The organism is Antarcticimicrobium luteum, from assembly GCF_004358185.1.
Classification (GTDB): Bacteria; Pseudomonadota; Alphaproteobacteria; order Rhodobacterales; family Rhodobacteraceae; genus Antarcticimicrobium; species Antarcticimicrobium luteum.
In genome coordinates, this window is record NZ_SMUV01000068.1 from 36,014 (window position 1) to 61,424 (window position 25,411).

The 25,411-nt window shown below is 63.0% G+C and carries 23 protein-coding genes and 1 pseudogene; 7 read left to right on the forward strand and 17 right to left on the reverse strand.

Annotation, left to right across the window (positions count from 1 at the left end; translation table 11 throughout):
• Positions 1-68 precede the first annotated feature (68 nt).
• From E1832_RS13275 to E1832_RS13330, 12 genes and pseudogenes are all read right to left on the reverse strand, one after another.
• On the reverse strand, positions 69-1,397 hold the full coding sequence (locus E1832_RS13275; protein WP_133360248.1) for an acetamidase/formamidase family protein: 1,329 nt from the start codon (positions 1,395-1,397) through the stop codon (positions 69-71).
• 603 nt (positions 1,398-2,000) lie between these two features.
• Positions 2,001-2,336, reverse strand: coding sequence for a chaperone modulator CbpM (locus E1832_RS13280; protein ID WP_133360249.1), 336 nt, complete (start codon positions 2,334-2,336; stop codon positions 2,001-2,003).
• The gene (locus E1832_RS13285; protein WP_133360250.1) at positions 2,336-3,265 is read right to left on the reverse strand and encodes a DnaJ C-terminal domain-containing protein; all 930 of its coding nucleotides are present in this window, start codon (positions 3,263-3,265) and stop codon (positions 2,336-2,338) included. The genes E1832_RS13280 and E1832_RS13285 overlap by 1 nt, the downstream gene beginning before the upstream one ends.
• Positions 3,255-5,105 (reverse strand): ATP-dependent zinc metalloprotease FtsH, encoded by a 1,851-nt coding sequence (ftsH, locus tag E1832_RS13290; protein WP_133360251.1) that lies wholly within the window; start codon positions 5,103-5,105, stop codon positions 3,255-3,257. Before ftsH ends, E1832_RS13285 begins: the two co-directional genes overlap by 11 nt.
• Before the next feature lie 305 nt (positions 5,106-5,410).
• A pseudogene (locus E1832_RS13295) lies at positions 5,411-5,728 on the reverse strand (transposase); the annotation flags it as partial.
• A gap of 2 nt (positions 5,729-5,730) precedes the next feature.
• On the reverse strand, positions 5,731-6,615 hold the full coding sequence (locus E1832_RS13300; RefSeq protein WP_133360252.1) for a carbohydrate ABC transporter permease: 885 nt from the start codon (positions 6,613-6,615) through the stop codon (positions 5,731-5,733).
• Entirely contained in the window at positions 6,615-7,538 is a 924-nt protein-coding gene (locus E1832_RS13305; RefSeq protein WP_133360253.1) for a carbohydrate ABC transporter permease, read from the reverse strand. The genes E1832_RS13300 and E1832_RS13305 overlap by 1 nt, the downstream gene beginning before the upstream one ends.
• 101 nt (positions 7,539-7,639) lie before the next feature.
• A complete protein-coding gene (locus E1832_RS13310; protein ID WP_165978879.1) occupies positions 7,640-8,977 on the reverse strand; it encodes an ABC transporter substrate-binding protein in 1,338 nt (445 codons plus the stop codon).
• Positions 8,978-9,286: 309 nt separating this feature from the next.
• Entirely contained in the window at positions 9,287-10,297 is a 1,011-nt protein-coding gene (locus E1832_RS13315; protein WP_133360255.1) for an ABC transporter ATP-binding protein, read from the reverse strand.
• 193 nt (positions 10,298-10,490) lie between these two features.
• Positions 10,491-12,275 carry an IlvD/Edd family dehydratase gene (locus E1832_RS13320; RefSeq protein ID WP_133360256.1) on the reverse strand — a complete coding sequence of 595 codons (1,785 nt, stop codon included), beginning with the start codon at positions 12,273-12,275 and terminating at the stop codon, positions 10,491-10,493.
• On the reverse strand, positions 12,272-13,204 hold the full coding sequence (locus tag E1832_RS13325; RefSeq protein ID WP_133360257.1) for an NAD(P)-dependent oxidoreductase: 933 nt from the start codon (positions 13,202-13,204) through the stop codon (positions 12,272-12,274). The genes E1832_RS13320 and E1832_RS13325 overlap by 4 nt, the downstream gene beginning before the upstream one ends.
• Positions 13,201-14,142 (reverse strand): 3-hydroxyacyl-CoA dehydrogenase, encoded by a 942-nt coding sequence (locus E1832_RS13330; protein WP_133360258.1) that lies wholly within the window; start codon positions 14,140-14,142, stop codon positions 13,201-13,203. Before E1832_RS13330 ends, E1832_RS13325 begins: the two co-directional genes overlap by 4 nt.
• A gap of 376 nt (positions 14,143-14,518) precedes the next feature.
• Here E1832_RS13330 and otnI point away from each other — a divergent pair, with 376 nt between their 5' ends.
• From otnI to E1832_RS13355, 5 genes are all read left to right on the forward strand, one after another.
• Positions 14,519-15,301, forward strand: a complete 783-nt coding sequence (gene otnI / locus E1832_RS13335; RefSeq protein ID WP_133360259.1) for a 2-oxo-tetronate isomerase — start codon at positions 14,519-14,521, stop codon at positions 15,299-15,301.
• 99 nt (positions 15,302-15,400) lie between these two features.
• Positions 15,401-16,126, forward strand: a complete 726-nt coding sequence (locus tag E1832_RS13340; RefSeq protein WP_133360260.1) for an FCD domain-containing protein — start codon at positions 15,401-15,403, stop codon at positions 16,124-16,126.
• 287 nt (positions 16,127-16,413) lie between these two features.
• Entirely contained in the window at positions 16,414-17,430 is a 1,017-nt protein-coding gene (locus E1832_RS13345; RefSeq protein ID WP_245513986.1) for an acetamidase/formamidase family protein, read from the forward strand.
• A 27-nt stretch (positions 17,431-17,457) separates the two neighbouring features.
• Positions 17,458-18,594 (forward strand): fumarylacetoacetate hydrolase family protein, encoded by a 1,137-nt coding sequence (locus E1832_RS13350; RefSeq protein WP_425358977.1) that lies wholly within the window; start codon positions 17,458-17,460, stop codon positions 18,592-18,594.
• Positions 18,595-18,607: 13 nt separating this feature from the next.
• On the forward strand, positions 18,608-20,113 hold the full coding sequence (locus E1832_RS13355; RefSeq protein WP_133360262.1) for an aldehyde dehydrogenase (NADP(+)): 1,506 nt from the start codon (positions 18,608-18,610) through the stop codon (positions 20,111-20,113).
• 108 nt (positions 20,114-20,221) lie between these two features.
• On the opposite strand, the gene E1832_RS13360 is transcribed toward E1832_RS13355, so the two are convergent.
• The 3 genes from E1832_RS13360 to E1832_RS13370 form a co-directional block, all read right to left on the reverse strand.
• Positions 20,222-20,407 carry a hypothetical protein gene (locus E1832_RS13360; protein ID WP_133360263.1) on the reverse strand — a complete coding sequence of 62 codons (186 nt, stop codon included), beginning with the start codon at positions 20,405-20,407 and terminating at the stop codon, positions 20,222-20,224.
• A 117-nt stretch (positions 20,408-20,524) separates the two neighbouring features.
• The gene (locus E1832_RS13365) at positions 20,525-20,941 is read right to left on the reverse strand and encodes a RidA family protein (protein ID WP_133360264.1); all 417 of its coding nucleotides are present in this window, start codon (positions 20,939-20,941) and stop codon (positions 20,525-20,527) included.
• 17 nt (positions 20,942-20,958) lie between these two features.
• Positions 20,959-22,152, reverse strand: a complete 1,194-nt coding sequence (locus tag E1832_RS13370; RefSeq protein WP_165978880.1) for an acyl-CoA dehydrogenase family protein — start codon at positions 22,150-22,152, stop codon at positions 20,959-20,961.
• A gap of 112 nt (positions 22,153-22,264) precedes the next feature.
• Between E1832_RS13370 and E1832_RS13375 the strand changes: the two genes are divergently transcribed.
• Both E1832_RS13375 and E1832_RS13380 read left to right on the forward strand, forming a co-directional pair.
• Complete coding sequence (locus E1832_RS13375; RefSeq protein WP_133360266.1) at positions 22,265-22,927, forward strand: Crp/Fnr family transcriptional regulator; 663 nt, start codon at positions 22,265-22,267, stop codon at positions 22,925-22,927.
• Between the two features lie 113 nt (positions 22,928-23,040).
• Positions 23,041-23,520: a flavin reductase family protein gene (locus tag E1832_RS13380; protein ID WP_280960208.1), complete on the forward strand. Its 480-nt coding sequence runs from the start codon at positions 23,041-23,043 to the stop codon at positions 23,518-23,520.
• A 52-nt stretch (positions 23,521-23,572) separates the two neighbouring features.
• Here E1832_RS13380 and E1832_RS13385 read toward each other — a convergent pair whose 3' ends face one another.
• Positions 23,573-24,889, reverse strand: coding sequence for a TRAP transporter large permease (locus E1832_RS13385; RefSeq protein WP_133360268.1), 1,317 nt, complete (start codon positions 24,887-24,889; stop codon positions 23,573-23,575).
• Complete coding sequence (locus E1832_RS13390) at positions 24,883-25,368, reverse strand: TRAP transporter small permease (protein WP_206021053.1); 486 nt, start codon at positions 25,366-25,368, stop codon at positions 24,883-24,885. The genes E1832_RS13385 and E1832_RS13390 overlap by 7 nt, the downstream gene beginning before the upstream one ends.
• Between the last annotated feature and the right edge of the window lie 43 nt (positions 25,369-25,411).

Below are 25,411 nucleotides of genomic sequence, written 5' to 3' on the forward strand. Positions count from 1 at the left end.
CATCTCACCTTCCGCATCACCGCAGATCAACGGTCGGCCCGCCGCGCCGCCCGTTGCAAGGCTTTCTGTTACAAAGCGTATTGCTCGCGCGCGAATTTGCCGATCCCGGCGGCGTCGAGCGCCGACAGGGGCGCAAGGAACGTCACCTGGATCACACCCGGGGCACGTCCGATTTCGATCGCGCCGTTGATGGTGGCGCGGTTGCGCACCTCCGGGACGGTCATGCCAAGCAGGTCGGCGGCGCGGACCAGCCCGTTCTCGATCGCCTGGTTCAGCGTCGGGCCGGTGCCGATGACCGAAATCGGCGCCGACTCCTCCAACCTTTCGATGTTCCACTCGCGGGCCAGCGCCACGGCCTTTGCCTTCTCATCGGCATCGAACGGTCGGGCCATTGGCGGCAAGTCCTCGAGGCGGGGAAACAGCACCGGACCGGAAAGCGTGCGGCCCTTGACCACCTCGACCTGAAGCGTGACGCTGCCGGCCACGTCCATCGTGTGCCCCGCGATCTCTCCATCGCCCTGTCCGGCGTGCATGTCACCGATATAGACCCCGGCACCCGGCACCTTGACCGGCGTCAGCAGGATGGCGCCGTCGCGGACCGCGTCGATGTCCATGTGGCCATCGGTTCGATGCGCGTCCAATTGCTCTGCCGTTACCGCATATTGGTGCGGAGCGCCGATCAGGGCTGCGCCAAAATCACCGGCATTATGCGAATCCGGCAACGGCATCGACGGCGTTGTGCCCAGTTGCCCCAGAAACGGCCGCATCCGGACCATCACTGTCGGCATGTCCGACGGCGCATAGACGAGAATGGGATGCTGAACCGAATGGTCGGGCAGCGCCGCATAGTGTTCGGCATTGTGCGCAATCTTTTCGGCCGCGTCCTTGGGCATGGTGACACCGACGCTGCGGGTTTCGTCGAAGACGACGGTGTATCCGTGAACCACCTCGAACGGCTTGACGGGATTGCCGCACTTGTCGCAGCGCACCGCGTCCGGCCCAATCCCCTCGATATGGGTTTCGGGCCAGAGCGCGTCGCAATGCGGGCAGCGGGCCGCGACGTAGGGATCGCCGAGGCAGAACCCTTCGGGTGACGAATCGTGCCCCGATGCGGTGGCGATGGCGGTTACGGTGATGTCGCGGATGCGGATCGCCAGCGCATCGCCCGGCTCTGCGCCGTTCACGTAGACCGGTTTCGTCACCTCATGCCCGCCGCGAAGGCGCGGGGTGATCATCGGCCCCCAGCATCCCGGAGCGGTATTGGCGATGATCGTGCCGCCGTCTTCAAGCGGGCCCAGCATCGGCTGCGACGGGTCCAGAATGCCGTTGGTGAATTCCTGCACGACAAGACTGCGCTGCGCAGCGCCGGTCGCAGACCCTGCTTGATCTTTTGACATGGGTAGTCTCCTATCCGGGATTGGAACCAGTCAGGCTGCGGCCGAGGCTGGTTCACGAAATCGATCAGCTGCATTCTGCGAAACCGCCATGAGCGCCGAAGAATGCAGCCGCGGACGGCGATCCGCAGCCAGAAAAGGGACCGTCAAACAGGTGTACCCTCGGCCGAAGATGACGTTGAGTCAATTGGTTTGGGGGCCTGATAGGCGGTGGATCGCGGAGGGCACTGTCAGAGAAACCCGACTTGCAGCGGCGTGCACGATTGGCAAGGGCGATCCAGGACGAAGTGATTTTGGGACAGACGGGACACCATGGTACAGACGAAACACCCGCGTCCGTAGCGGGGCGCGGGCGCCTCGGTCGCGGTTTGGAGACCGGCATTCGATTGCACGTCAACGCCCGCCCGCCCGGCGCTGTGGCCACATCCGAGAAATGCGGCCAGTCGAACCGGGACAGGGCGAGGTCCATGCTCCGGTCACGAAACTGAAAATGGGCGGACTCATTGCAGACAAAGCCGATCGGATTCCGTTTCAGGCGGACCGCAGTGTTGCATTCGTTCGGCGGCGTTGTCGTTCGTGGACAGCCCCAATACCCAAATCATCCGGTCAAGACCGGGTCTCTTGCCCCGTCCTGTAGGCCGCAACGATAGCCTGCCGAATCTCGGGCGATTGCGCATCAATCGCCGCTGCAAGATCGCGCAGTTCGCGCCGCGCTCCGTGCAGTTGATCCAGCAGCGACAAAATCACGGGCATGGCATCGATCGGCAGCGCCATCTCCTTGCGCAGATCACAGACAAGCCGGATGCGCGCCACGTCCAGGTCGTCAAAGACCGGGCCGTTCTCGCCCTCGGCGGGCTTGATCCAGCCCTCGCGCACCCAAAGTCTGAGTTCGCGCAACTCTATCCGTGCGACCCGCGCCACGACATCGTGTTCGTTCAGCATTACAGATCCCTCCAGAGTACTGCCCGCGGATCCTGCGCGTCATGATCGCGCCAGCGCTGCGCGATCGCTTCCATCTCGGCATCGATCCTGGGCGGCGTCACGATCTTCAGCCGCACATACTGATCGCCCGGCGCCCCCTTGGCAGGCTTGATGCCACGTCCCTTCAGGCGCAAGCGTTGCCCCGATGACGCGCTTTTCGGCACGCTCATGGAGACCTTGCCCGAGAGCGTCGGCACTTCGATCCTGGCTCCCAGGATGGCCTCGTCGAAGCTGATCGGAACCTCGACCTCGATATCATTCCCATCGCGCGTGAACACCTTGTGCGGGTGCACGCCGATCTCGACATGGGCATCCCCCGCCGGGCCGCCGCCAACGCCCGGCTGCCCCTTGCCGTGAAGCCGGAGGGTCTGGCCGTCGCGCACGCCCGCCGGGATGGTCAGGTCGATGGCGCTGCCGTCGGGCAGCGGCACGGCGCGCTTGGCGCCCTTTGCTGCATCCATGAAATCCACGTCCAAGTGATAGCGCAGGTCGGCGCCGCGCGCGGCAAAACCCTGGGCACCGCCCCGCGCCTGGGCCCGCGCGCCGAAGATGTCGGAGAACACATCCGACAGATCCTCGAAATCGCCGTAGCCCGCGCCGGAGGTATAGCGCCCTCGCGGATCTGCGTCGGCGTGATCGCGGTAATACTGCCTTTGCGGGCGCTCCTGACCCGAGGCGTCGATCTCGCCGGCGTCGAAACGCTGGCGCTTCTCGGCATCACCGATGATGTCATAGGCGGCGGCCACGGCCTGAAACCGCGCCTCCTTGGCCTTGTCGCCGGGATTGATGTCGGGATGCAGGGACTTGGCCAGCTTGCGATAGGCCTTCTTGAGCTCGGTCTGAGAGGCGTCCTTGGCGACGCCAAGAACTTTGTAGGGGTCATCTTCCATTCATCGTGACCTTTGTTTCATTCGAAGTTTCATTGCGCAAACCACGCGCCAGGTCACGCAATTCCGCCTGGTCCAGTGTTTCGACCTTCAACAGGCGATCAGAAGACCTGTTCAGAATATCGCGATTTGCACTCAGGATTTCCAGTGCCTGCTCCGAAACCTCCCGCAACAGCTCGCGAACGGCCTCGTCCATCGCCTCGGCTGTCGCCTCGCTATAGCTGCGCTCGATGTAACGCGGCGCCTGGCCCTCCAGAAAGCTGCTTTGCTGCGTTTCGTAGCTGACGCTGCCCAAGTCCGGATCCATGCCATATCGCGCCACCATCGAGCGGGCGATATCCGTGGCGCGGGCCAGATCATCGGCTGCCCCGGTGGACAGATGATCAAACACCAGCTTTTCCGCAGCGCGCCCGCCCATCAGAACGGCGATCTTGTCGCGCAGTTCCGCCTCGGTCATCAGGAACCGGTCTTCGGTCGGGCGCTGGATGGTATAGCCAAGCGCGCCGATACCGCGCGGGATGATCGACACCTTGTGCACCTCGTCCACACCGGGCAGCGCCATGGACACCAAGGCATGGCCCATCTCGTGATAGGCGACGATCTTGCGCTCGCGCGGGTTGATCAGGCGGTTGCGCTTTTCCAGACCCGCCACGATGCGTTCAATCGCACGGGTGAAATCGTCCATGGTCACGACATCGCCGCGCCGCCGGGTGGCCAGAAGCGCGGCTTCGTTGACAAGATTGGCAAGGTCAGCCCCGGAAAAGCCGGTGGTAAGGGCCGCGATGTCGTCAAGGTCGATGTCGGGGGCCAGCACGATCCTTTTCATGTGCACCTTCAGGATCTGCACCCGGCCCTTGCGGTCGGGCCGGTCCACCAGAACCTGCCGGTCAAACCGTCCCGCGCGCAGCAGGGCCGGATCAAGGATCTCGGGCCGGTTGGTCGCCGAGAGCAGCACGACCCCTTCGCTGGGATCAAAGCCGTCAAGCTCGGACAGAAGCTGGTTCAGTGTCTGTTCGCGCTCGTCATTGCCACCCTGAATGTTGCCCGCGCCGCGCGCCCGGCCCAGGGCGTCCAACTCGTCGATGAAGATGATTGCCGGGGCCGCCTTGCGGGCCTGCTCAAACAGGTCGCGCACCCGTGCCGCGCCCACGCCCACGAACATTTCGACGAATTCCGAGCCGGAGATGGAGTAGAATGGCACCCCCGCCTCTCCCGCGACGGCCCGCGCCAGCAGCGTTTTGCCGGTCCCCGGAGGACCAACCAGAAGGATCCCCTTGGGCATACGCGCCCCAAGACTGCCATAGCCCTTGGGGTCTTTCAGAAAATCGATGACTTCCTGCAATTCGGTCTTGGCCTCGTCCACGCCGGCGACATCGGCAAAGGTCACCTTCGTGTCGCTTTCGACGTAGATCTTCGCCTTGCTCTTGCCGATCGACATCAGGCCGCCCATGCCCTGACCGCCGCCGAGCCTGCGGATCGCGAACATCCAGATCCCGACAAAGAACAACGCGGGCAGAACCCAGGACAGAAGCGTGGTGAACCACGTGTTTTCGACCGCACCGGTATAGGTGACCCCGGTCTCGTTCAGCCGCTCGGCCAAATCAGGCGCGACAGGCGTGGTGACGAAGCCGGTCTTGCCATCCTGCGGGCTGGTGAAGATGCCTTTGATCGTGGTGCTGCCAATCGTGACGTCCTCGATTGCCCCGTCTGCCAGATAGGTCTCGAACTGGCTGTAAGGTATCGCCTCGATCGTCTGGCTCTGAACCCACAGATCGCGGAGCAGGACAATGCCCATAATCGCAATGAAAATGTACCAGATGCTGATTTGATTTCCGCGGTTCATCAGGCGTCCCCTGTCGGTGCATCGCGTGCGTTGTTGTTCCGGCGTCTTTGCAGGATCGATCTCGCAGGCAGCATCAGCCGCACTGTCGCCAAGAAAACCAATAACCTGAACACGACACTGTTGTCTTCGGACTTCTGCGTCATCTCGGGGTCCGGTTGCCAGCGCAATGCTGATTGCCGAAACGCTTAACAGGGTGCTGAAAAAGTCGCCGTGCCGAAACGGTTTTCCGCTATCTGGGGTGTCCCCCTTGAGCGTAATGCGCCGTCGGTGCGAACGTCACGTACGCCTGATGCCTGCTTTCGGCTTCATGCGGCCAACAGCCGGGGCAGACGGGCGAGATTGTTGGCCGTTATCGTCAGAATGAAGCGGGATCGCACCCGCTCGACGCCGCGATACATAGTCTGAGCCATGCCGCCGACGGTCTTGGCCCAGCCAAACGCCTCTTCGATCCGTTTTCGGTGCTTAAGGGACAGAGCATAGCCCCTGTGCCGGGTGGTGCGGCCATCGATTGCTGAATACCGCGATTTCTGCGCGACATGGGGTGTAACGCAGGCCTGTCGCAGATCAGCGAGAAACTTGGCAGCGTCATATCCCTTGTCTACCCTGAGGATCAGCTGGCGGGTTGCTACTTGACGGCTCCCATGGACAGGCCACGCACCAGCCATTTCTGCCCGAACCAGCCGAGGATCACGACGGGCAGTGCCGCCAGTGTGCCCGCTGCCGACATCTTGGCGTACCAGAGCCCCTGGGCCGACATGAAGCTAATCATGTAAAGCGGCACCGTCGCGGCCTTCGTTGTCGTCAGCGTGAGCGCCAGCAGGAATTCATTCCAAGCAAAGATAATCGCCAGAAAAGCCGTGGCGAGAACGCCGTTTTTTATCATAGGCAACGCGATCAGGATCAGCTCCTGGATGGTACCGGCGCCATCCATGCGCCCGGCATCCAGAACGTCGGCTGGTAGATCCTGAAAAAACGACCGCATCATCCAGACCGCAATCGGCAGGTTCATGGCGGTATAGAGAATGATGAGGGCCAGCACGTTGTCGAGCAGGCCGAGAAACCGCGTCGCAAGGAAGATCGGAATGATCACGCCGACTGCCGGCAGGAAGCGGGTCGAGATCAAGAAGAACAAGACATTTCGTTTGCCGGTGGTCTGCGGCAGGGTCAGCGCATATGCTGCCGGAGTCGCTAGCAGCAACACGATGAGCGTAGAAACCAGCGTCGCAATCGCCGAATTGATGAAATACGGCATGAAATCGCCAGCAAGGATCAGCTTGTAGTTCTCAAGCGTCGGCGTGTAGGCCAGTGGAAAACCGCTCAGGGATTCCGGCACCGGCACAAAGGCTGGCGGCATCTTCGGCGCCTCGACCTCGGTCTTGAATCCGCTGGTGGCGAGATAGAGAAACGGAAACGACACGAAAAGCGCCACCGCCCAAGCGAGTACCGTCCGTATCATGCTTGCCCGTTCGATTCCCCGCGTGGCCGCGGTTCTGCGTTGCCAGAAAACCATTAGTCCAAATCTCCCATCAGGCTGCCGAGCAGTTTCAGAAGGTAAGTCACTATAATGATCGTGCCGAGCACGGTCACGACTGCCATGGCCGCCGCGTGGCCAATATCGAAGCTATAGAAAACGCTCTGATAGATCAGGAAGGGCACGTTAGTCGTTGCAGTGCCGGGCCCACCTTGGGTCAGCATGAAAATGACATCAAACTCGTTGACGATGAAAATCGATCCGAGCAGAGCGCTGAGTTGCAGGTATTTTTTCAAATGCGGCAGAACGACAAAGCGGATTTCACCCAACGGACCGGCGCCGTCCATGCGGGCCGCCTCTCGCTGGTCGTCGTCGAGCGCCTGAAGCCCGGCAAGGATGATGATCATCATGAACGGGGCCCAGCGCCAAACCAGCACAGCCACGACCGAAGCGACTGGATACATCCCGATCCAGTCGATCGGGGCGGCGCCGAATTGCCGGACGATCCAGTTAACCACGCCAAAGATCGGGCTAAGAACCGTGTATTTCCAGGCCAGCGCCCCGATGATCGGCATGATCAGGAACGGCGTGATCAGCAGAGTGCGCACAATACCACGGCCAAAGAAACGATCGTGGACCAGCAGCGCATATATCAATCCCACCAGCAGCGACAGAAGCACTGCTCCGACTGTGAAGGTCAAGGACGTCACAATCGAGTCCAGGAACCGTGTGTCCCGGACAATGTCGACGTAGTTGCCGAACGCGTTGAACGCGGTGTTCTCTGGTCGTTGGAGGTTCCAGCGAAACAGGCTGTAGATGACTGTCAGGATGAATGGCGCCTGCGTGACGACGATAACGACGAGGAGGGCCGGCGCAATGAGCGGATTGCGCCAGATCCACAACCCGAACCGCCCGAGGATCGGAATGCGCCCGAAAAGGGCCGGATTGGCTTCTGAAGTCATCTATACCGCCTCATTCATGATTGTTGCAGCCGGACCGCTGCCTGTGAAAAATAGGTGCGCGCGCCCGGGCAAAGCAGGGGCCGGGGCGCGCGCTTTGTCGCCTAGTTCTTGTAGCCGCCGTTCACGGCCACGTCCTCGGCATACTGCTGGCATTTGGCGATCGCCTCGTCGGCGGTCTGCTGGCCAACCACAGCGCCGGAGAACTCCTGCGTGCACCGGTTGCCCAGGTCCTGGAATTCCGGGATCTGGATGTACTGGTTGCCGGTGTACGGCGTGTCGTCGTAGTGGGTGCCATTCACCCCGTCGACGGTTGCCAGCGTCCGGTCTAGGACCGCCATGAACGGCGTGGCGAACTCCGAATAGGGCGAGCCGTCCTCATACTGCGACTGGCGCGCCGGTCCGGGCATGTTGCCCCAACCCTTGATCGGGGCGGCGTAGGGGATGTAGTCGGGCCCCGTCACCCATTTGATGAAGGCCAGCGCCGCCTCTTTGTTGTTGGCGCTGGTGGGGACCGCCCAGGCCCAGGTCCAGAACCAGGCGCTCGGTTTACTGCCCGCCTCCTTCACCGGCGCCATCGCGACTGCCATGTTCTCGGCAAAGGGGTTGGTGTTCGGATCGAAGAACACCTGGGACCAGGAACTGTCGTCGAACAGCATTGCCGCCTGGCCGGTGGTGATCGCCTGGCCGCATTCCTGATTGCCAAACTGGGTAACCCCCGGCGGCGTCGCACTCTGCAAGGTATCGATGTAGAACTTGATCGCGGCGGAGGTCTCCGGCGACGTGATCTGGGCATTCCAGTCCGCGTCATACCAGCGCCCGCCGAATGTGTTGATCACCGTTCCGAGCGGGGCACCCATCTGCCCCCAGCCGGGAAGGCCGCGCAGGCACAGACCATACTGGCCCGACGCCGGATCGTGCAGTTGGCTGGCGATCTCGACCACCTGATCCCATGTCGGGGCCTCGGGCATCGTCAATCCCGCGGCATTGAGCCGATCCTTGCGGTAGTAGAGCATCGAGGCCTGCGCGCTGCCGGGGGCCGCGTAGAGCTTCCCGTCATGGCTAAGGCCGTTGAGATAGGCTTCGAACACGTCATCGGCCTCATAGGCCGGATCGTCCATGATCTCGTCAAGTGGCTCCAGCCAGCCGGTGCGGCCCCACATCGGCACCTCGAACGGCCCGGTCGTGATCAGGTCATAGATGCCGCTCTGGGTCGTGACATCGGTGGTGATCTTGGCCCGGACCTCGTTTTCCGGGACCAGCTGGAATTCCACGTCGATGTCGGGATAGAGCCGGTTGAACTCCGGCAGAAGATCCTTCAGCGCCACGAACTCGGCATTGTTGACGGCGCCTATGACCAACCTGCCGCTTTGCGCAAAGGCGTCCTGCGCGCCGAATCCGGCAACCAGAATTGTTCCTGCGGCCAGAGCCGCGCGGAGCACTCCGCCGCTCGTCCTCTTTCTTCCAATAACAGTCAACATGATCGTATCCTCCCTTTGGGTTCTTGTCATTTCTCGGTTCAATTTGATTCTGCGCGATACTCTGTCACCTCTTGACGGCGTCGCGGTCGTCGCGGTCGATTCGCGCCACCCAGTCCGACCCTGCTGGCAGAGCCGGTGCACCCGATCATGGTGGCCGACAGAGCTCGCGGATCCTTTTCCGCGTTTTCCGGTCGATCGCCATTCGGTGTTCCATTTCTTCAATCCCGTGTCGTAGCATTGGCTGTCGCGTCTGCTGTCTCCGCAGCTCGATCAGTTCCTTCGCGGTAACGCGTTGCCGGCGGCATCGAAGCGGTGGATTCTGTTCGCGTCGGGGGTCACGAAGACGGTGTCGCCGAAGTTGACGGCCAACTCGCCCGCCACGCGCACAGTAAGCGGCCCTGCGCCAGACACGTTGACATGCAGAAATGTGTCTGAGCCCAGATGCTCCACGATTCCGACGGCGCCCTGCCAGGCCCCGGCGTCCTTCGACAGCGCGATGTGTTCCGGCCGCACGCCGATCGTTGCCGCATCGTGTTGCGCTGCTTTTTCACCAGTAATGAAATTCATTTTCGGAGAACCTATGAAGCCGGCGACGAACAGGTTGCGCGGCTGGTTGTAGAGCTCCATCGGAGAGCCGACCTGCTCAATGATGCCGCTGCGCAGAACCACGATCTTGGTTGCCATGGTCATGGCCTCGACCTGATCGTGTGTGACATAAATCGCGGTCGTTTGGAGGCGCTGGTGAAGCTCGGAGATTTCCAGTCGCATGTTTACCCGCAGGGAGGCATCCAGGTTGGAAAGCGGTTCATCGAACAGAAATGCTTTGGGCTCCCGCACGATCGCACGGCCGATGGCGACACGCTGGCGCTGACCGCCGGACATTTGGCCGGGGCGCGCATCGAGATGGCCCGTCAGGTTAAGTGTTTCGGCGACCGTCTCGACCTTGCGGGCGATCTCCGCCTTGCCGATTCCCGCCATTCGCAGCGGGAAGCCGATATTCTCTCGTACCGTCATGTGCGGGTAAAGCGCGTAGGATTGGAAGACCATGGCGAGTCCGCGCCGCGCGGCGGCAACCTGCGTCACGTCGGTTCCATCGATCGCCACCGACCCGGACGTCACGTCCTCCAGCCCCGCGATAAGGCGCAGCAGCGTGGTCTTGCCGCAGCCAGACGGGCCAACGAAGACGACGAACTCGCCCTCTTCGATATGCAGATCCAGCGGCGGTATCACCTCCAGCGCGCCGAAATGCTTGGTCACTTTGCTTATTGTGATACTTCCCATCGGTCAACTCCCGGCGCAGTGGCCAATTGGTGCGTTTCTCCGGCGCGCGTTCTCGCACGACGGTCTTACTCGGTGCGAAGGATTGGCGGGCATTTCGCCAAGGCGGGCGCACCATGTCCGCCGGGCCCGTTGCGGCACGGCGCCGGCTGTCTGAAACCTGTATTTCGCTTTGCTGAACGTCACGGGAGCCTCGCTAGTGATTGTGGCGCGGCGGTGTGCACACGACCTGGCGGAACCGAACAGCATCTTCGATCACCGCGCCATCGCGCAACTGGCCGACGGTCTGGCGGTAGAGCGCCTGCCAGGGCGTCTGGCTTTCGGGCACGGCGGGCGTGGTGCCCTCCTCGCCCCGCCTGAGAAACTCCTCGTCGGACAGCAGCGCGTCGCAACGCCGCGTGTTGAGATCAACGCAGATCCGATCGCCGGTGCGCAGCAGGCCGAGATTGCCACCGGCGGCGCTCTCTGGCGAGGCGTTCAGGATCGACGGGCTGTCCGATGTGCCCGACTGCCGGCCATCACCGATTGTCGGCAGGCTGGTGATACCCTGACGCAGAAGCGCGTCGGGCGGCTGCATGTTCACCACTTCAGCCGATCCGGGCCAGCCAAGCGGCCCGGCGCCGCGGATCACCAAGATCGTGCCCTCATCGATCTCGAGCGTCGGATCGTTGATGCGGGCGTGGTACTCCTCGGCACTGTCGAATACGACGGCGCGACCCTCGAACACACCTTCCTGACCGGGGCGGGACAGGAAGCGGCGGCGGAACTCGTCTGAAATCACGCTCGTTTTCATGATCGCGAAATCGAACAGGTTGCCTGACAGGACCATGAAGCCCGCCCGCTCGCGCAGTGGCTGGTCATAGGGCCGGATAACGTCGCGGTCGCGGGCCTCGCGGCCGTCAAGGTTCTCGCCCAGTATCCGGCCGGTCACGGTGAGCGCATCGGGGGCGATCACACCGGCCTGCATGAGTTCCCACATCACCGCCGGCACGCCGCCGGCGCGGTGAAACCGCTCGCCGAGATAGCGCCCTGCGGGCTGGACATCGGCAAGAAGCGGCACGTCGTATCCGTGCGTCTGCCAGTCGTCGGGGGAAATCTCGACCCCGGCATGACGGGCGATTGCCACAAGATGCGGTTGCGCGTTGGTCGATCCGCCGAGCGCGGAATTGGTCACGATGGCATTCACGATGGCCGCACGGGTCAGGATCTGCGACGGGCGCAGGTCCTCGTCCACCATCTCGACGATCCGTCGGCCGGTTCGATAGGCCATCTGCCCGCGTTCGCGATAGGCGGCGGGGATGGCGCCACAGCCGGGCAGCGACATGCCCAACGCCTCGGCCAGAGAATTCATCGTCAGCGCCGTGCCCATGGTGTTGCAGTGCCCCGCCGAAGGAGCGCTGTCGGCGGCGCGGGAGATGAATTCGTCCTCGTCGATTTCGCCGGCGGCCAGTTTGCGCCGACTTTGCCAGATAACGGTGCCCGAGCCGACCAGCTTGCCGTCATGCCAGCCGTCAAGCATCGGACCGCCCGACAGGACGATCGCCGGGATATCCACCGTCGCCGCGGCCATCAGCGCCATCGGCGTGCTCTTGTCGCAGCCCGTGGTCAGCACTACGGCGTCGAGCGGATAGCCATGCAGGATCTCCACCAGCCCCAGGTAGGCGAGATTGCGGTCGAGCGCCGCGGTCGGGCGGCGGCAGTTCTCGAAAGTGGGATGCACCGGGAATTCCAGCGGTATGCCGCCGGCATCGCGGATGCCGTCGCGCACCCGGCGGGCAAGATCGATATGGATGCGGTTGCACGGGTTGATGTCGCTGCCGCTCTGGGCGATGCCGACAATCGGCTTGCCCGACCGTAGCTCTTCAGGCGTGAGCCCGAAATTCATGAACCGCTCGAGGTAGAGCGCCGCCATGTCGATGCGCTCGGGATCGTCGAACCAGTCCTGCGAACGCAGCCGATGTTTTTTCGTTTGGCCGGTCATCGCGTTTCTCGGCTCCTCTGCTCCGAAACCGCCGCAGCAGCACCCGGGCCCGGCTGCACCGCCTGGTCCAGCGCGAGGATCAGGCCCGAATGGTCAACGTCGCCCTGTCGCTCGATCAGCCGTGCAAAAGCGTCTTCGAGCACCCCGCTGAACGGCAGGGAAAGCCCGAGTGTCGCGGCATGTCGCCGGGCGTTGCGGATGTCTTTCAGATGCGTACTCGACCGACCGCGCGGCGTGAAGTCGCCGGCGATCATCCGTGGCGCATATTGAGCAAGGACCGTGCTACCGGCCAGCCCGCCACCGATGAGGTCGACAAACCGCTCGAGATCGAGGCCGCCTGTCCGGGCGAGCGCCAGCCCCTCGGCGACGCCGCCGATGGTCAGGCCCACAATGATCTGATTGGCCAGCTTCGCCACTTGGCCGGCGCCCGAGGGCCCCAGATGCAATGCCCTCCCCAGCGGTGCGAATATCGGGCGGGCGCGATCAAAATCCTCTGCCGCGCCGCCCACCATGATTGCAAGCCGCCCCGCTTCGGCACCGGAGGTGCCGCCGGACACCGGCGCATCGAGGTGGCGCAGGCCGAGCGTGGCCAGCCGGTCCGCATGTTCGCGCGCCTCGAACGGCGCGATTGAGCTCATGTCGATAGCAAATGCGTCGGGCGTCATCGCCTCGGCCGCGCCGCGAACGAAGAGCACATCCTCGACGGCGGCACCGTCGGTTAGAATGGTGATCACCACATCGGCCCCGCGCACCGCCTCGTGAACGTCCCGGGCGATCCGAAGGCCGCTGCAGTCGATGCGGTCGAATGCGGCGGGACTGCGGTTCCACACCGTGACCTGCCCGAAGGCATCGGCCAGGCGCCGCGCCATCGGCGCGCCCATCAGCCCCACTCCCAGCAGAGCGATCGATGTGTTTGCCGCGCCGCTCATGCCTCGCACCCGGCGCGCTTATGCGCGATCAGCGCCATCAACTTGCGGTCGCGCCAGCGTTGCCGCTCGCCCAGCAGGTCGCGCGGGAGCCGCTCGGCGCGGGCCTGCTCCAGATCGTCCACTAGTGCGCCGCGCCAGGGGACCGGATGCTGATCCTGCGCGATGCGCTCATAGGCCAGACCATAGCGCCCGATATAGTCGCGAATCCCACCCGGCGCGTTCAGGTCGATCGTTTCGAACGGGCCCATGAACGACCAGCGCAGGCCGAGCCCGTCACGCACACCGGTATCGACGTCCTCGGCGCTGGCATAGCCCTCGGCAACAAGCCGGAAGGCTTCGTGCAGCAAGGCGCCCTGCAGGCAATTCATCACGAAGCCTTCCGCCTCTTTCTTCATCACGATCGGGGCCTGGCCGCAGCCGCGCATCAGCTTTGACGTGCGCTCGACGGCTTCGACGTCTGTCCAGGGCGCCGGCACGATCTCAACCGCGGGAACGAGATAGGGCGGATTGATCGGATGGACGACCAGGCAGCGGTGGCGACCTGGCAGGCCCTCGGTAAAGCGTGAGGGCAAAATTGCCGAGGAAGAACTGGCAATCACTGCGCCGTCTCCGGCCGCCGCGTCGAGCGCAGCGAAGACCTCGCTCTTGGCCTTGACCCGCTCGGGCGTGCATTCCTGTACATATACCGCCCCGTCGAGCGCGCGCTCCAGATCATCTGTCGGGACAATCCGATGCGTCACTGTCGATTCGGTCTGGCCGCTCAGAAGATCGTGCGCATGCAGCCCGGCAACCAGATCGCCAATCTCGGAAAGCGCAGCATCGAGCACCGAAGCGTCCGTGTCATACAGGTGCACGTCATGACCTGCCCGCGCAAACGAGATTGCCCAGCCGCGTCCGACAATGCCCGCGCCAACAATGGCAATCTTTTCTTTGGTCATATCTCTCCCCTGCCTTTCGGTCACCGCGCGCCGTTTTGTGCGGCGCAACTCTGGTTGACTGGTCTACCTGTGATACCACCTTTCTTGATTCTCCAGGCCCTGTCAAGCACTCAAAATTTTTCCTTTCTGCGCGCCGGAGTGTACTCAGGTCTTGAACGGAATGGCACCAATACACTGTTAAAATTACCTTTTCTTGGCCATATCTTCTTTTGATCGATAAAGAATATCATTGCATATCGTGGCCGGAATAACCCCTTACTTGACAGGATACAGCGCTTCTCGTACGACCTTGGTATCATAATTATAGCGATGATCGCGCGCATGCTGTTCTGCAAGCAGGTCGATCTTCGGCCAGATCACGGACGCGAGTACAGCCATGCCCCGTTTTGCTGCCAACCTGTCGATGATGTTTCCCGAGAGCCCTTTCACCGATCGATTCGCATGTGCCGCACGCGATGGTTTCGAGGCGGTCGAGTTCTTGTTTCCCTACGAATGGCCCGCCGCCAAACTGGCCGACCGGCTATCCGAGCACGGGCTCACCCAGGCCCTGTTCAACCTGCCGCCCGGCAATTGGGAGTGGGGCGATCGCGGCCTTGCTTGCCGGCCCGAACGCGGGGTCGAATTTCGTGAAAGCGTTGATCTGGCTCTGGAATACGCGCGCGCGCTCGATTGCCCGCGGCTCCATGTAATGGCCGGGCTGGTCGCGGATCGCGACGACCGCGAAGCACTGCACACGACCTATATCGAGAACCTGCGCCTTGCTGCCGACCGCGCCGCAGCGCAAGGGGCAACGGTGCTTGTCGAACCGCTCAACCCGCATGATATGCCCGGATATTTCCTGGCGAGCGTGCCGCACGCGCTCGATGTCATTGCCGAGGTCGGCCGGCCCAACCTGAAACTTCAGGCCGATATCTACCACATGCAGCGCATCCAGGGCGAGCTGGCCAGCACCCTCGCAGACCATATCGACGTGATCGGACACGTACAGATCGCCGATACGCCTGGCCGGCACGAGCCCGGCACCGGCGAAATCAATTACCCGTTCCTGTTCGCAACTCTTGACCAGCTTGGTTACGACGGCTGGGTCGGCTGTGAATATCTGCCGAGCGGCGGTGCGGGCAGCGCGTCGGGCTGGATGCGTGATTGGCGCAGACACTAGCGCCCCGGACGCGCAATCGCGCGATACCGGAAAGCGGACTTCCGGCACGGTCGGTTCGAGGTTAACGTAGAACTTTAGAAAAAGAGGCAGCGCAAAGGCATGGGTCGAAACGACATTCGCCGCAGAAAACTTTACGAGGAAATTGCGTCCGAGATCGAACGGCGGATTCACGCCGGCGATTACGCGCCGGGAGATCATCTGCCCTCGGAGCGCAAGATCATGGAAGAATTCGGGGTCGGGCGCCCGGCAGTGCGCGAAGCCCTGTTTGCATTGAGCAAAATGGGCCTCGTCCTGATCAGGAGTGGCGAGCGCGCCGTCGTCACCAGTCCCACGCCGGACGTGCTTATCCAGGAATTGTCCGGCGCAGCCCGTTCGCTGATGGCCACCAGGGACGGCGTGCGCATGTTCCAGGATGCTCGAGTTCTGCTCGAAGTCGCGCTGGTTCGTCACGCGGCCGTCAATGCCACGCCGGACGACATCGCAGAGCTCAAGGAGGCGCTGGACGCGAACCGAGTGGCGGTGAACGATCGGCATCGCTTCAACGAAACCGACAATGCCTTTCACGCCCAAATCGTTTCGATCGCGCGCAATACGGTGATCGATGCGACCTACAGCGGCCTGTCTGAATGGCTATTCGAGCAGCGCCAGATCGCCATGCTGCACCCCGGGTCTCCGCAGCATGCCGTCGAGGCCCACACCCGCATCTTCGAGGCGATCGCCGCCAAGGACCCCGACGCCGCCGAGGCAGCGATGCGCGCGCATCTTGACGGCGTGATCAAACAATACTGGTCGGTCTGGGAGGCGCGTCTTTCCCTGACCGAATAGCGGCCATCATCTCCCCGGCCGGCCCGCCATCACCGGCGACGGGCGATACACACTGCACGGTCCGGCCAGCCGCAAGCCACGCGGGATTTCCATGCAGAAGCCAGCATTCCGTCTTGACTCAAGCGTCGTAGCGCGAAAAAACTGGTATGAAAGGTAGGCCAATGCGTTGGGGAAGTCTCACGATAGGCGGCGCGATGCGCGGCGTCACGCCCAGGCCGGTACATGGCCGCTGCGGCCATGTACCGGGGAAACCATCGCAGGCAACCAAGGCACAGGGAGGTAGCACAGTGCATAGACCGTTCGAGGAATCGTCCTGGCTTTCGGGATCCATCATGCGCGCCCGCGGGGCGGCGCAAGGCCGTGTCGGCCGCACCCACCGGCTCGATGAAGCCGCGCAGAGGGACTTCAAATACACGCTTGGCCCATACGCCGATCCGGTGCTGGAGGTCGCGCCCGGCGACCGTATCGTGGTCGAAACGCTGGATGCATTCGGCGGACGCATCCGCTTGGAAAGCGACCGGCCGTCCGAGATCCTCGAGATGCCCTTCGGCAACCCGCAGAATGGGCCGATCCGGGTCGAGGGCGCGAAGAAGGGCGACGTTCTGGCGATCTATATCGAACGGATCGTACCGCGCGGCGATCAGCCCCGGGGCACGACCTGCCTGATCAACGAGCTCGGCGGGCTGGTCGGCACTGACGTCACGGCGATGCTGAACGATCCGCTGCCCGAGAAAGTACGCAAGGTCGTGGTGGACGAGAACTGGGTCTACTGGAGCGACCGTCTTCGCCTGCCCTACGAACCCTTCATCGGCACGATCGGGCTTTCGCCACAGATCGATTCGATTAGTTCGCTGGTGCCGGCCAGCCATGGCGGCAACATGGACCTGCCTGAAACCCGGCCGGGCAATGTCATTTACCTGCCGGTACGTGCCGAAGGCGCATACCTGTTCCTCGGCGACGTTCATGCGACTCAGGGTGATGGCGAGCTTTCGGGCAATGCCATTGAGCACCCCAGCGAAACCACGATCGTCGTCGACCTGATCCGCGACTGGCAGATCAACTGGCCGCGCATCGAATCCGAAGACCGGATCATGTCAGTCGGCAGCGCCCGGCCGATGGAGGATGCCGCGCGCATCGCCTATCGCGATCTCGTCGAATGGATGGCCGATGAGTTCGGGCATGATCGGCTCGAGGCCTACATGCTGCTGAGCCAGTGTGGCCGGGTGCGGTTGGGCAACATGGTCGACCCGAACTACACGCTGTCTGCCGGGATCGAGAAGCAGCACCTGTTCGGCAATGTCTGAGCCGACACGCACCACGGGAGGTGAATGATGAGCAATCCCCTTACGCATGGCACGCTTCTGGGGCGGGTCTGGCGGCCCGGCATCGGGCCCTGCGTCGTGACGGTTCGGGACGGCGCGGTGGTGGACATCACCTCGAGCGCCGCGCCCACCGTACGCGACGTCTGCGAATTGGACGACCCCGCCGCCCATGTCCAGGCCGCGCCGGGCGACGCCTTGGGACCGCTCGCCGATCTTCTGGCGCAGGACGCCGACGAGGGCGACGCGCTGCGCCTGCTGGCGCCCTGCGACCTTCAACCGATCAAGGCCTGCGGCGTGACCTTTGCCGGCTCGATGATCGAGCGCGTGATCGAGGAGCGCGCCGCCGGCGACCCGGCCCGCGCCGAAGCGATCCGCGCCCGCGTCGGTGCCGCGATCGGCCAAAGCCTTCGCGCAATCCGCCCCGGCTCGCCCGAGGCGTCGACAGCCAAGGCGGCGCTGATCGCCGAAGGGCTCTGGAGCCAGTATCTCGAGGTCGGGATCGGTCCCGACGCCGAAGTCTTCTCCAAAGCACAGGCGCTCTCTTCCGTCGGCCAGGGCGCGCGGATCGGGCTGCACCCGGCATCGGCATGGAACAACCCCGAACCCGAGGTGGTTCTGGCGGTCTCCTCGGCCGGCCGGATCATTGGCGCGAGCCTCGGCAACGATGTCAATCTGCGCGATATCGAGGGGCGTTCGGCGCTGCTTCTGTCGAAGGCGAAAGACAACAACGCCTCCTGCGCGATCGGCCCGTTCATCCGCCTATTTGATGACGGCTTCACACTGGACGACGTGCGGCAGGCCGAGGTTGCACTGACGGTCGAAGGTCCGGATAGCTTCGTGCTGAAGGGCCATTCTTCTATGGCTGAAATCAGCCGCGACCCGGCGGATCTCGTCTCTCAGGCGATCGGCCGTCATCACCAGTATCCCGACGGGCTGATTCTGTTTCTCGGGACGCTTTTCGCGCCAACCGAAGACCGCGACACCCCGGGCGGCGGCTTCACGCACAAGATCGGCGACGTGGTGACGATCGCCTCCGAGGGGCTGGGGGCGCTCCGCAATACCGTCGATCTTTCAACGAAATGCCCCGAATGGACCTTCGGCGCCCGCGCGCTGATGGCGAATCTCGCGCACCGCAAGCTGATCTGAAGAAGGAAGCACAATGCTTAGTGGCAATCACCTGATCGCCGGCGAATGGGTCGGCGACACCGAGACCTTCACGAACATGCCGATCGACGGCACGCCAGATTCCTTTGCCGTGGGCCGGCCCGAACATGTCGACCGAGCGGTGCGCGCCGCCGAAACGGCCTTCGCCTCCTATGCCGGGCTTTCGCGCGCCGCGCGGGCAGCCTTCCTGCGCGCCATCGCCGAAGAGATCGAGATGCGCGCGGCCGCGATAACCGAGATCGGCACCAGAGAGACTGGTTTGCCCGCGGCGCGGCTTGAGGGCGAACGCGGCCGGACCACGGGCCAGCTGCGCCTGTTCGCCGATCATATCGAAGCGGGCGACTATCTCGACCGCCGCCACGATCCGGCACTGCCCGACCGCGCGCCGCTGCCGCGCCCCGATCTGCGCGTGATGCAACAGCCGATTGGGCCGGTCGCGGTGTTCGGAGCGTCGAACTTCCCGCTGGCGTTTTCAGTCGCGGGCGGAGACACGGCCTCGGCACTGGCAGCGGGCTGCCCGGTCGTGGTCAAAGGCCATTCGGCCCATCCCGGGACCGGCGAGATCGTGGCCCAGGCGATTCTGGCGGCGATCAACAGTCAGGGGATCGACCCGGGCGTTTTCAGCCTTGTGCAGGGCGGAACCCGCGAGACCGGGCAGGCGCTCGTCACCCATCCGTTGATCCGCGCGGTCGGGTTTACCGGCTCGCTCGACGGCGGGCGGGCGCTGTTCGATTTGTGCGCGGCGCGGCCTGAACCGATTCCGTTCTTCGGCGAGCTCGGCTCGGTCAACCCGATGTTCCTGCTGCCGGCCGCGCTTGCCGCGCGCGGCGGCGAGATCGCATCTGGATGGGCAGGATCGCTGACCATGGGCGCGGGGCAGTTCTGCACCAATCCCGGGATCGCCGTGGTCATTGATGGCCCGGATGCCGACGCCTTCGCCGAAGCATCGGCAGTGGCGCTGTCGCAGGGCGGGGAACAGGTCATGCTGACCGACGGCATCGCCACAGCCTACCGCGCCGGGCGCGATCGTGTGGCCGGCAGCGCGGGGGTGCAGGAGCTGCTGACCTCGGTCTGCGACTTCAGGAACGCTACCCCCTACCTCTACCGCACCACCGGCGCGGCCTGGATGACAAACGAGGTGCTGGGCGAAGAGGTCTTCGGGCCGTTCGGTCTGATCGTTTCGGTTGCCGATGCCGATGAGATGCAGGCGGTCGCGGCAAGTCTGAAAGGCCAGCTCACCTGCACCTTGCACATGGACCAGGCCGACACAGACATCGGCCGCGACCTGTTGCCGACCCTTCAGCGCAAGGCGGGACGGGTTCTCGCCAACGGTTTTCCGACAGGGGTCGAGGTTTGCGACGCGATGGTCCATGGGGGGCCCTATCCTGCCTCGACGAATTTCGGACATACCTCGGTCGGAACACTGGCAATTCGCCGGTGGCTTCGGCCAGTCTGCCATCAAAACCTTCCAAATGAACTCCTTCCCGCTGATCTGAAGTGATCCGATAGCCGGCCCATCCCGTCTTTGCGACCACACGCCCTCTTGAGCTTGACCCTGCAGACCACGGAGCAGCGGCACCCGGCGGTTTCGTTGATCGGTAGATCCGCATCATACGGACACCGCGCCACTATCCCGTTCCCAAGGCCGAAACGCCGGGGCAAGCTGATCACATCTCCCGCAGACGCGGCGGATCGAAAGGAGGAACAGGATGATGGCGAGCGCCATGGCGCCGCAACGAGGGGTGGCCCCTGCCAGGTGATTGGTGGAAATGTCGCCGAGGAAGGTGATGATCATCGCTGCCCCCGTTTCCAATCATCGCGCCGCGCATAGACTGCGACAGCGCTGCCCATTAGCGAGGAATCAGACCGGCGAGACCCAGTGGCGGCGGGCCGACCCTGTAGGATCGCTCCGCTATTTTTCAGGCGTGTAGGCGGTGGCCTTGATTTCGATCTTCAATTCCGGCCGCGCCAAACCGGCTACCTCGATGATTGTCCAGGTCGGAAACGGCGCCTTGATGTAATCGGCCTTGATGGCGACACAACCGGCCAGATTGTTTTTTATGCCCACGTGGTAAGTGATCAACTCCACCACATCATCCATCGACGACCCAGCGGCTTCGAGCACGATCTTCAACCGGTCAAAAGCATTGCGGATCTGTTCTGAGTCACTTTCCGGAATCGAGCCATCGGGGTTCAAGCCGATCTGCCCCGCTGCATAGACGAAATCACCGGCGCGCACGGCGGCGGAATATCCGAACTTGTCGAAAATACTGCTGCCATCGGGTGATTTGAACGCCGGATGATCGGGGTTTGTCGTGATCTTGGTCATGGTTTGGGTTCCTTGTTTTACAGTCTTGCGTTCTTGGGAAGGTCGAGGTCCAGCAGCAGGCGGCCAAATGCCTCACCGATGGGATCCTCTTGCAAAAGAAAATGCGAACTCATCGCATGGATGTCCCGGAACAACCGCTCAAGCGGGCTGCCGGACGGCAGCAGGCTGCCGCCCACCGAGCGGAAGACCTTCTGCGCTTCGCGCAGCGCAAGAGACGTGGAGGCTGCTAGTCGCATCCGGAACATCGCGCGGTCCTTGAGGCTGATGCTCTCCCCCGCCTCCACGCGCCGCGACAGAGCGGCGGCGCCCGTCACCAGACCCTCGCACAGCAGGTGTGTTACCGCTGTTCCCGACCCAACGGCGATCTGTGCGACGCGATCCTCGACCTGGGCCTGCCCGGTACCGGACGCGACGCGGGTGCGGACCGTGTCCGTATAGGTTTCGACCACAGCCGCCGCGACCCCCAGTGTGGGCGCCGCGACCGACAGCGCAAAGGCCGAGTTCAGAGGGTAATGGAAAATCATGCCGTCGTTGCTGCAATCCGGATGGCGCCCCCCCTCTTGCAGCACCTGCCAGTCCAGCATCCGGTGCGCCGGGACAAACACCTCTTCCAGCGCCACGTTCTTGCTACCGGTCCCGCGCATCCCGAGAACCTGCCAGGAGGCATCGTCGATTGAGAATTCCTCCTGCGGGACCAGAACCAGCGCCGGACGCGGACCGTCGTTTCCGGGGACCTGGATCAGCAACCCCACCCACGAGGCGATATCGATCCCCGAGGCATAGCGCCATTTGCCCGACAGGCGAAGGCCGTCCTCGGTCGGCGCGACGATGATGTCATATCCAACTCCACCGGTCAGCATTGGCACGATTGCCGGACGCCCGCCGCCAAAGACTTCGTCCTGTGCCCGGTCCGAGAATTTTCCAACCATCATCAGGTTCGCCGCCACCAAACCGCTCAACCAGGCCGATGACGCGCATCCGCGTGCGACCTCGAACACCGCAAGACTGGCTTGCGAGGGGCAGAGTTCATATCCTCCATAGCGCTTTGGGACGGACATTTTGAACAACCCGGCTTCCACAAGCTTCTCGGCGACATCCGGGGGTAGGCGGTTCGCCTCCTCGATTCGGGTTGCCTGGTTTTTCAGCCACGGCTGCAAACCGCGTGCGGCCTCAATCGGGTCGCCGGCCTCTTGATGGCAGTTCGCCACCATTGGATTTGACATTTTTCTTGGACCTCCAGACTTTCGATGTAGCGCAGGCTACACAGCCCCGGAGGCTTGATCGGTATCCTTGGATACACTGCAATTTTTAAAAGGAACGAAAATGGAATTGAACCCCAATGGCACTTGGCTGATGTCGGACGAGTTGATGGGTTCGATGATAAAGGACAGTGGTCTGTTCCTGCGCCGCAGGTTCAGGAAGGACGAAGAGATCTATGCCCAGGGAAGTCTATCCTCGAAATTCTATGTCGTGGTCTCGGGTCTGGTTCAGATCGCCATGATCCGCGAGGACGGTACCGAGGTGATCCTAGAACTGATGGGACCACAGACTGTCTGCGGTGAGGGCGCCGCCATCGACGCGCTCCCCCGCTTTTCCGGTGCTACGGCACTGGAGCCGACGGAACTTCTCGAATTCGATGCCGGCAAGCTTGCACAAATCGCGGCACACAGCCCAGAGTTCGTTGCCGCCGTCCTCCAGGTAACCGCCCTGAAACAGCGGGTACTGGCGGTGCGGCTGGAACAGCTTTCCTCGCGGGAGCCTGAGACAAGGATCCTCGAAATGTTCGGCCGTATGGCGCGGATGTTCGCTGAGACCCGCGACGACGGAAAACTGATCGTACCAAAACTGACACATGAGCAGATTGCGGCAATGACAGGCAATACCCGCGTGACCGTCACCCGAACTCTTGGCCGACTGAAGGAGCGCGGAGAAATCGCCATCATCGACGGGCGGATCCTGCTGATCTCCGATCGGTTCCGGGACTGAGCCGGTAACGGGAGATACAGACGAGTCGGCGCGATGCGCGCCAGAATGGGCCCATACCGAAATTGCGAACGGGTACCCCTATGCATTCCCAAGATTTTCCGACTCTGGACCCCATGTTGTTCCGCTCTCTGATCGGGCGCTTCGCCACTGGCGTGGCGGTGATCCTGGCAAAGGACGACGACCGGCCCTGTGGCATGACCGTCAATTCGTTGACCTCGGTCAGCCTTGATCCGACTCTGCTGCTGTTCTGCGCCCGCAATGAAAGCAGAAGTGCTGATACGGTTCTGCGCGTTGGGCGGTTCTCGGTGAACATCCTCAAGCGCGACCAGACCGAGATTTCCAACGCCTTCTCCGGACGCGGCGATGTGGCTTCGGTGCCCTTGTTACGGGACCGCGGCTTCCTACGGCTGGCGGATGCGTCGGCGGTATTCCTCTGCGATCTGCATGAGGTTTTTCCAGGCGGGGACCACCGGATCATCCTTGGCCGGCCGGTGCACATGGAGGCCCCTGAGGGTCAGGTCGATCCCCTGCTGTTCATCGGTGGCCAATATGCCCAGTTGCCGAAACCGCCAACTGACCGTCTGACATGTTGAATCGAACCCGGCCCCGCCAGTGGAGGGGCCGGGTCTCGGAGCCCTAAGGCCCCTAGTGAATGGAGTTGGGAAGAAACAGCGTTACCGCCGGGATGCCCAGCAGAATGGCCAGCCGGATCAGATCGACAATCCAGAAAGGCGTCACCCCGCGAAAGATCGTGGCGATCGAAACATCTTGCACCACGCGCTTGAGAACAAAGACATTCAACCCAACGGGCGGTGTAATCAGGCTGATCTCGACCACCACGACCACGACGATGCCGAACCAGACCGGATCGAATCCCAGCGCCACGACGACCGGAAAGAACACCGGCACGGTCAGCAACAGCATCGACATGCTCTCGAACACGCACCCCAGCAGCACGTAGATCAGGATGATCATCGCCATGACGAGAAAGGGCGAGGTTCCCCAGTTCAACACCAAGGCCTGCAACTGCGATGGCAGGCCGGCCATGTTGACGTAATTCGAGAAGATCCAGGCCCCGATCAGCACCGCGAAAAGCGAGGCGGTGGTTGTCACGGCCTCGGACAACGCCGACAGCATGTCGCGCAGGCTCATCTGCCTCCTGAACAACGAGATCAGGAAAGCCCCGGTCGCACCGACGCCCGCCGCCTCGGTCGGCGAGAAGGTGATATGGATCGGCCAGAAGTTCAGCGCGCCGTAGAGCCCGCCGATCACTATGAAGAACAGCAGCAGGATCGCCCAGACCCCGCGCAGCGCATGCAGTCGCTGACGCATGGTGGAGCGCTCTCCGGCCGGCCCCGCCGACGGGTCGCGCCAGACCGCGAAGCGAACGGCGACCAGATAAAGCAGGATGCCGAGCATCCCCGGCACGATACCGGCAAGGAACAGCTTTCCGATGCTGGTCTCGGTCAGAAGCCCGTAGATGATCAAGATCACGCTGGGTGGGATCAGGATGCCCAACGTACCGCCCGCCGCGATGGATCCGGTCGAGAGCGTATCGTTGTAGCCGAACCTCCGCATCTGCGGCATCGCCACCCGCGACATGGTCGCCGCCGTCGCCAGCGACGAACCCGAGATCGCCGAGAAGCCGCCGCAGGCGACGATGGTCGCCATCGCAAGCCCGCCACGCAGATGCCCGAGAAACGAATAGGCGGCCTCGTAAAGCTCATCCGCCATGCCGCCCTTGTTGACGAAGAGGCCCATCAGCACGAAGAGTGGCACCACCGTCAGGCTGTAGTCCTGCGACGCATCGGTGATCAGCCGTGCGGCCATCGAGATTGAGGCCGACATGCTGGTCTCCATCGCGTAGCCAAGGACGCCGACGACGCCCATCGCTATGGCGATCGGTACACGCAGCAGCGATAGGGCCAGAACGGCCGCGAGGCCCAAGAGAGAGGTTACCATTCCTTTGCCTCCCGCCGTTCAAACCCAAAGGAATACCCGGTCAGCAAAAGCCACAGCCCGGCAATGGCGAAACAGGCTGTGGTCATCACCATGAAAGCAAACACGCAAAGCGCCGGCAGATATGTTGGGATATGCAGGAATTCTGTCATGTCGTCATAACTCTTGCTGCGCATCGCGAGCGTCAGGATCTTCTGGTCGGGCCAGACCATCAGCACAGCAGAGCCGATCAGGATCAGCCCCTCGATGCGGGCGAACCCGACCCGGTCCAGTACGGGCGCCAGCAGATCCACCGCCACATGGGTGCCGCGCAGGGTCACCTCGGGCATGGCGGCAAAAACGACGAACATCAACAGGATGCGCGACAGTTCGGTCGTGGCCTCGATCGGGGCATTCACCGTCGACCGCAGCAAGATATCGAAAAAGGTCATGACCATCAGCAGCATCAGCGCCGCCATGGCCAGCCCCTTGGGCAAACGCACCGCGGTCACAAGGACCGCGGTGACAGTGTTCCGAAAGGATGAC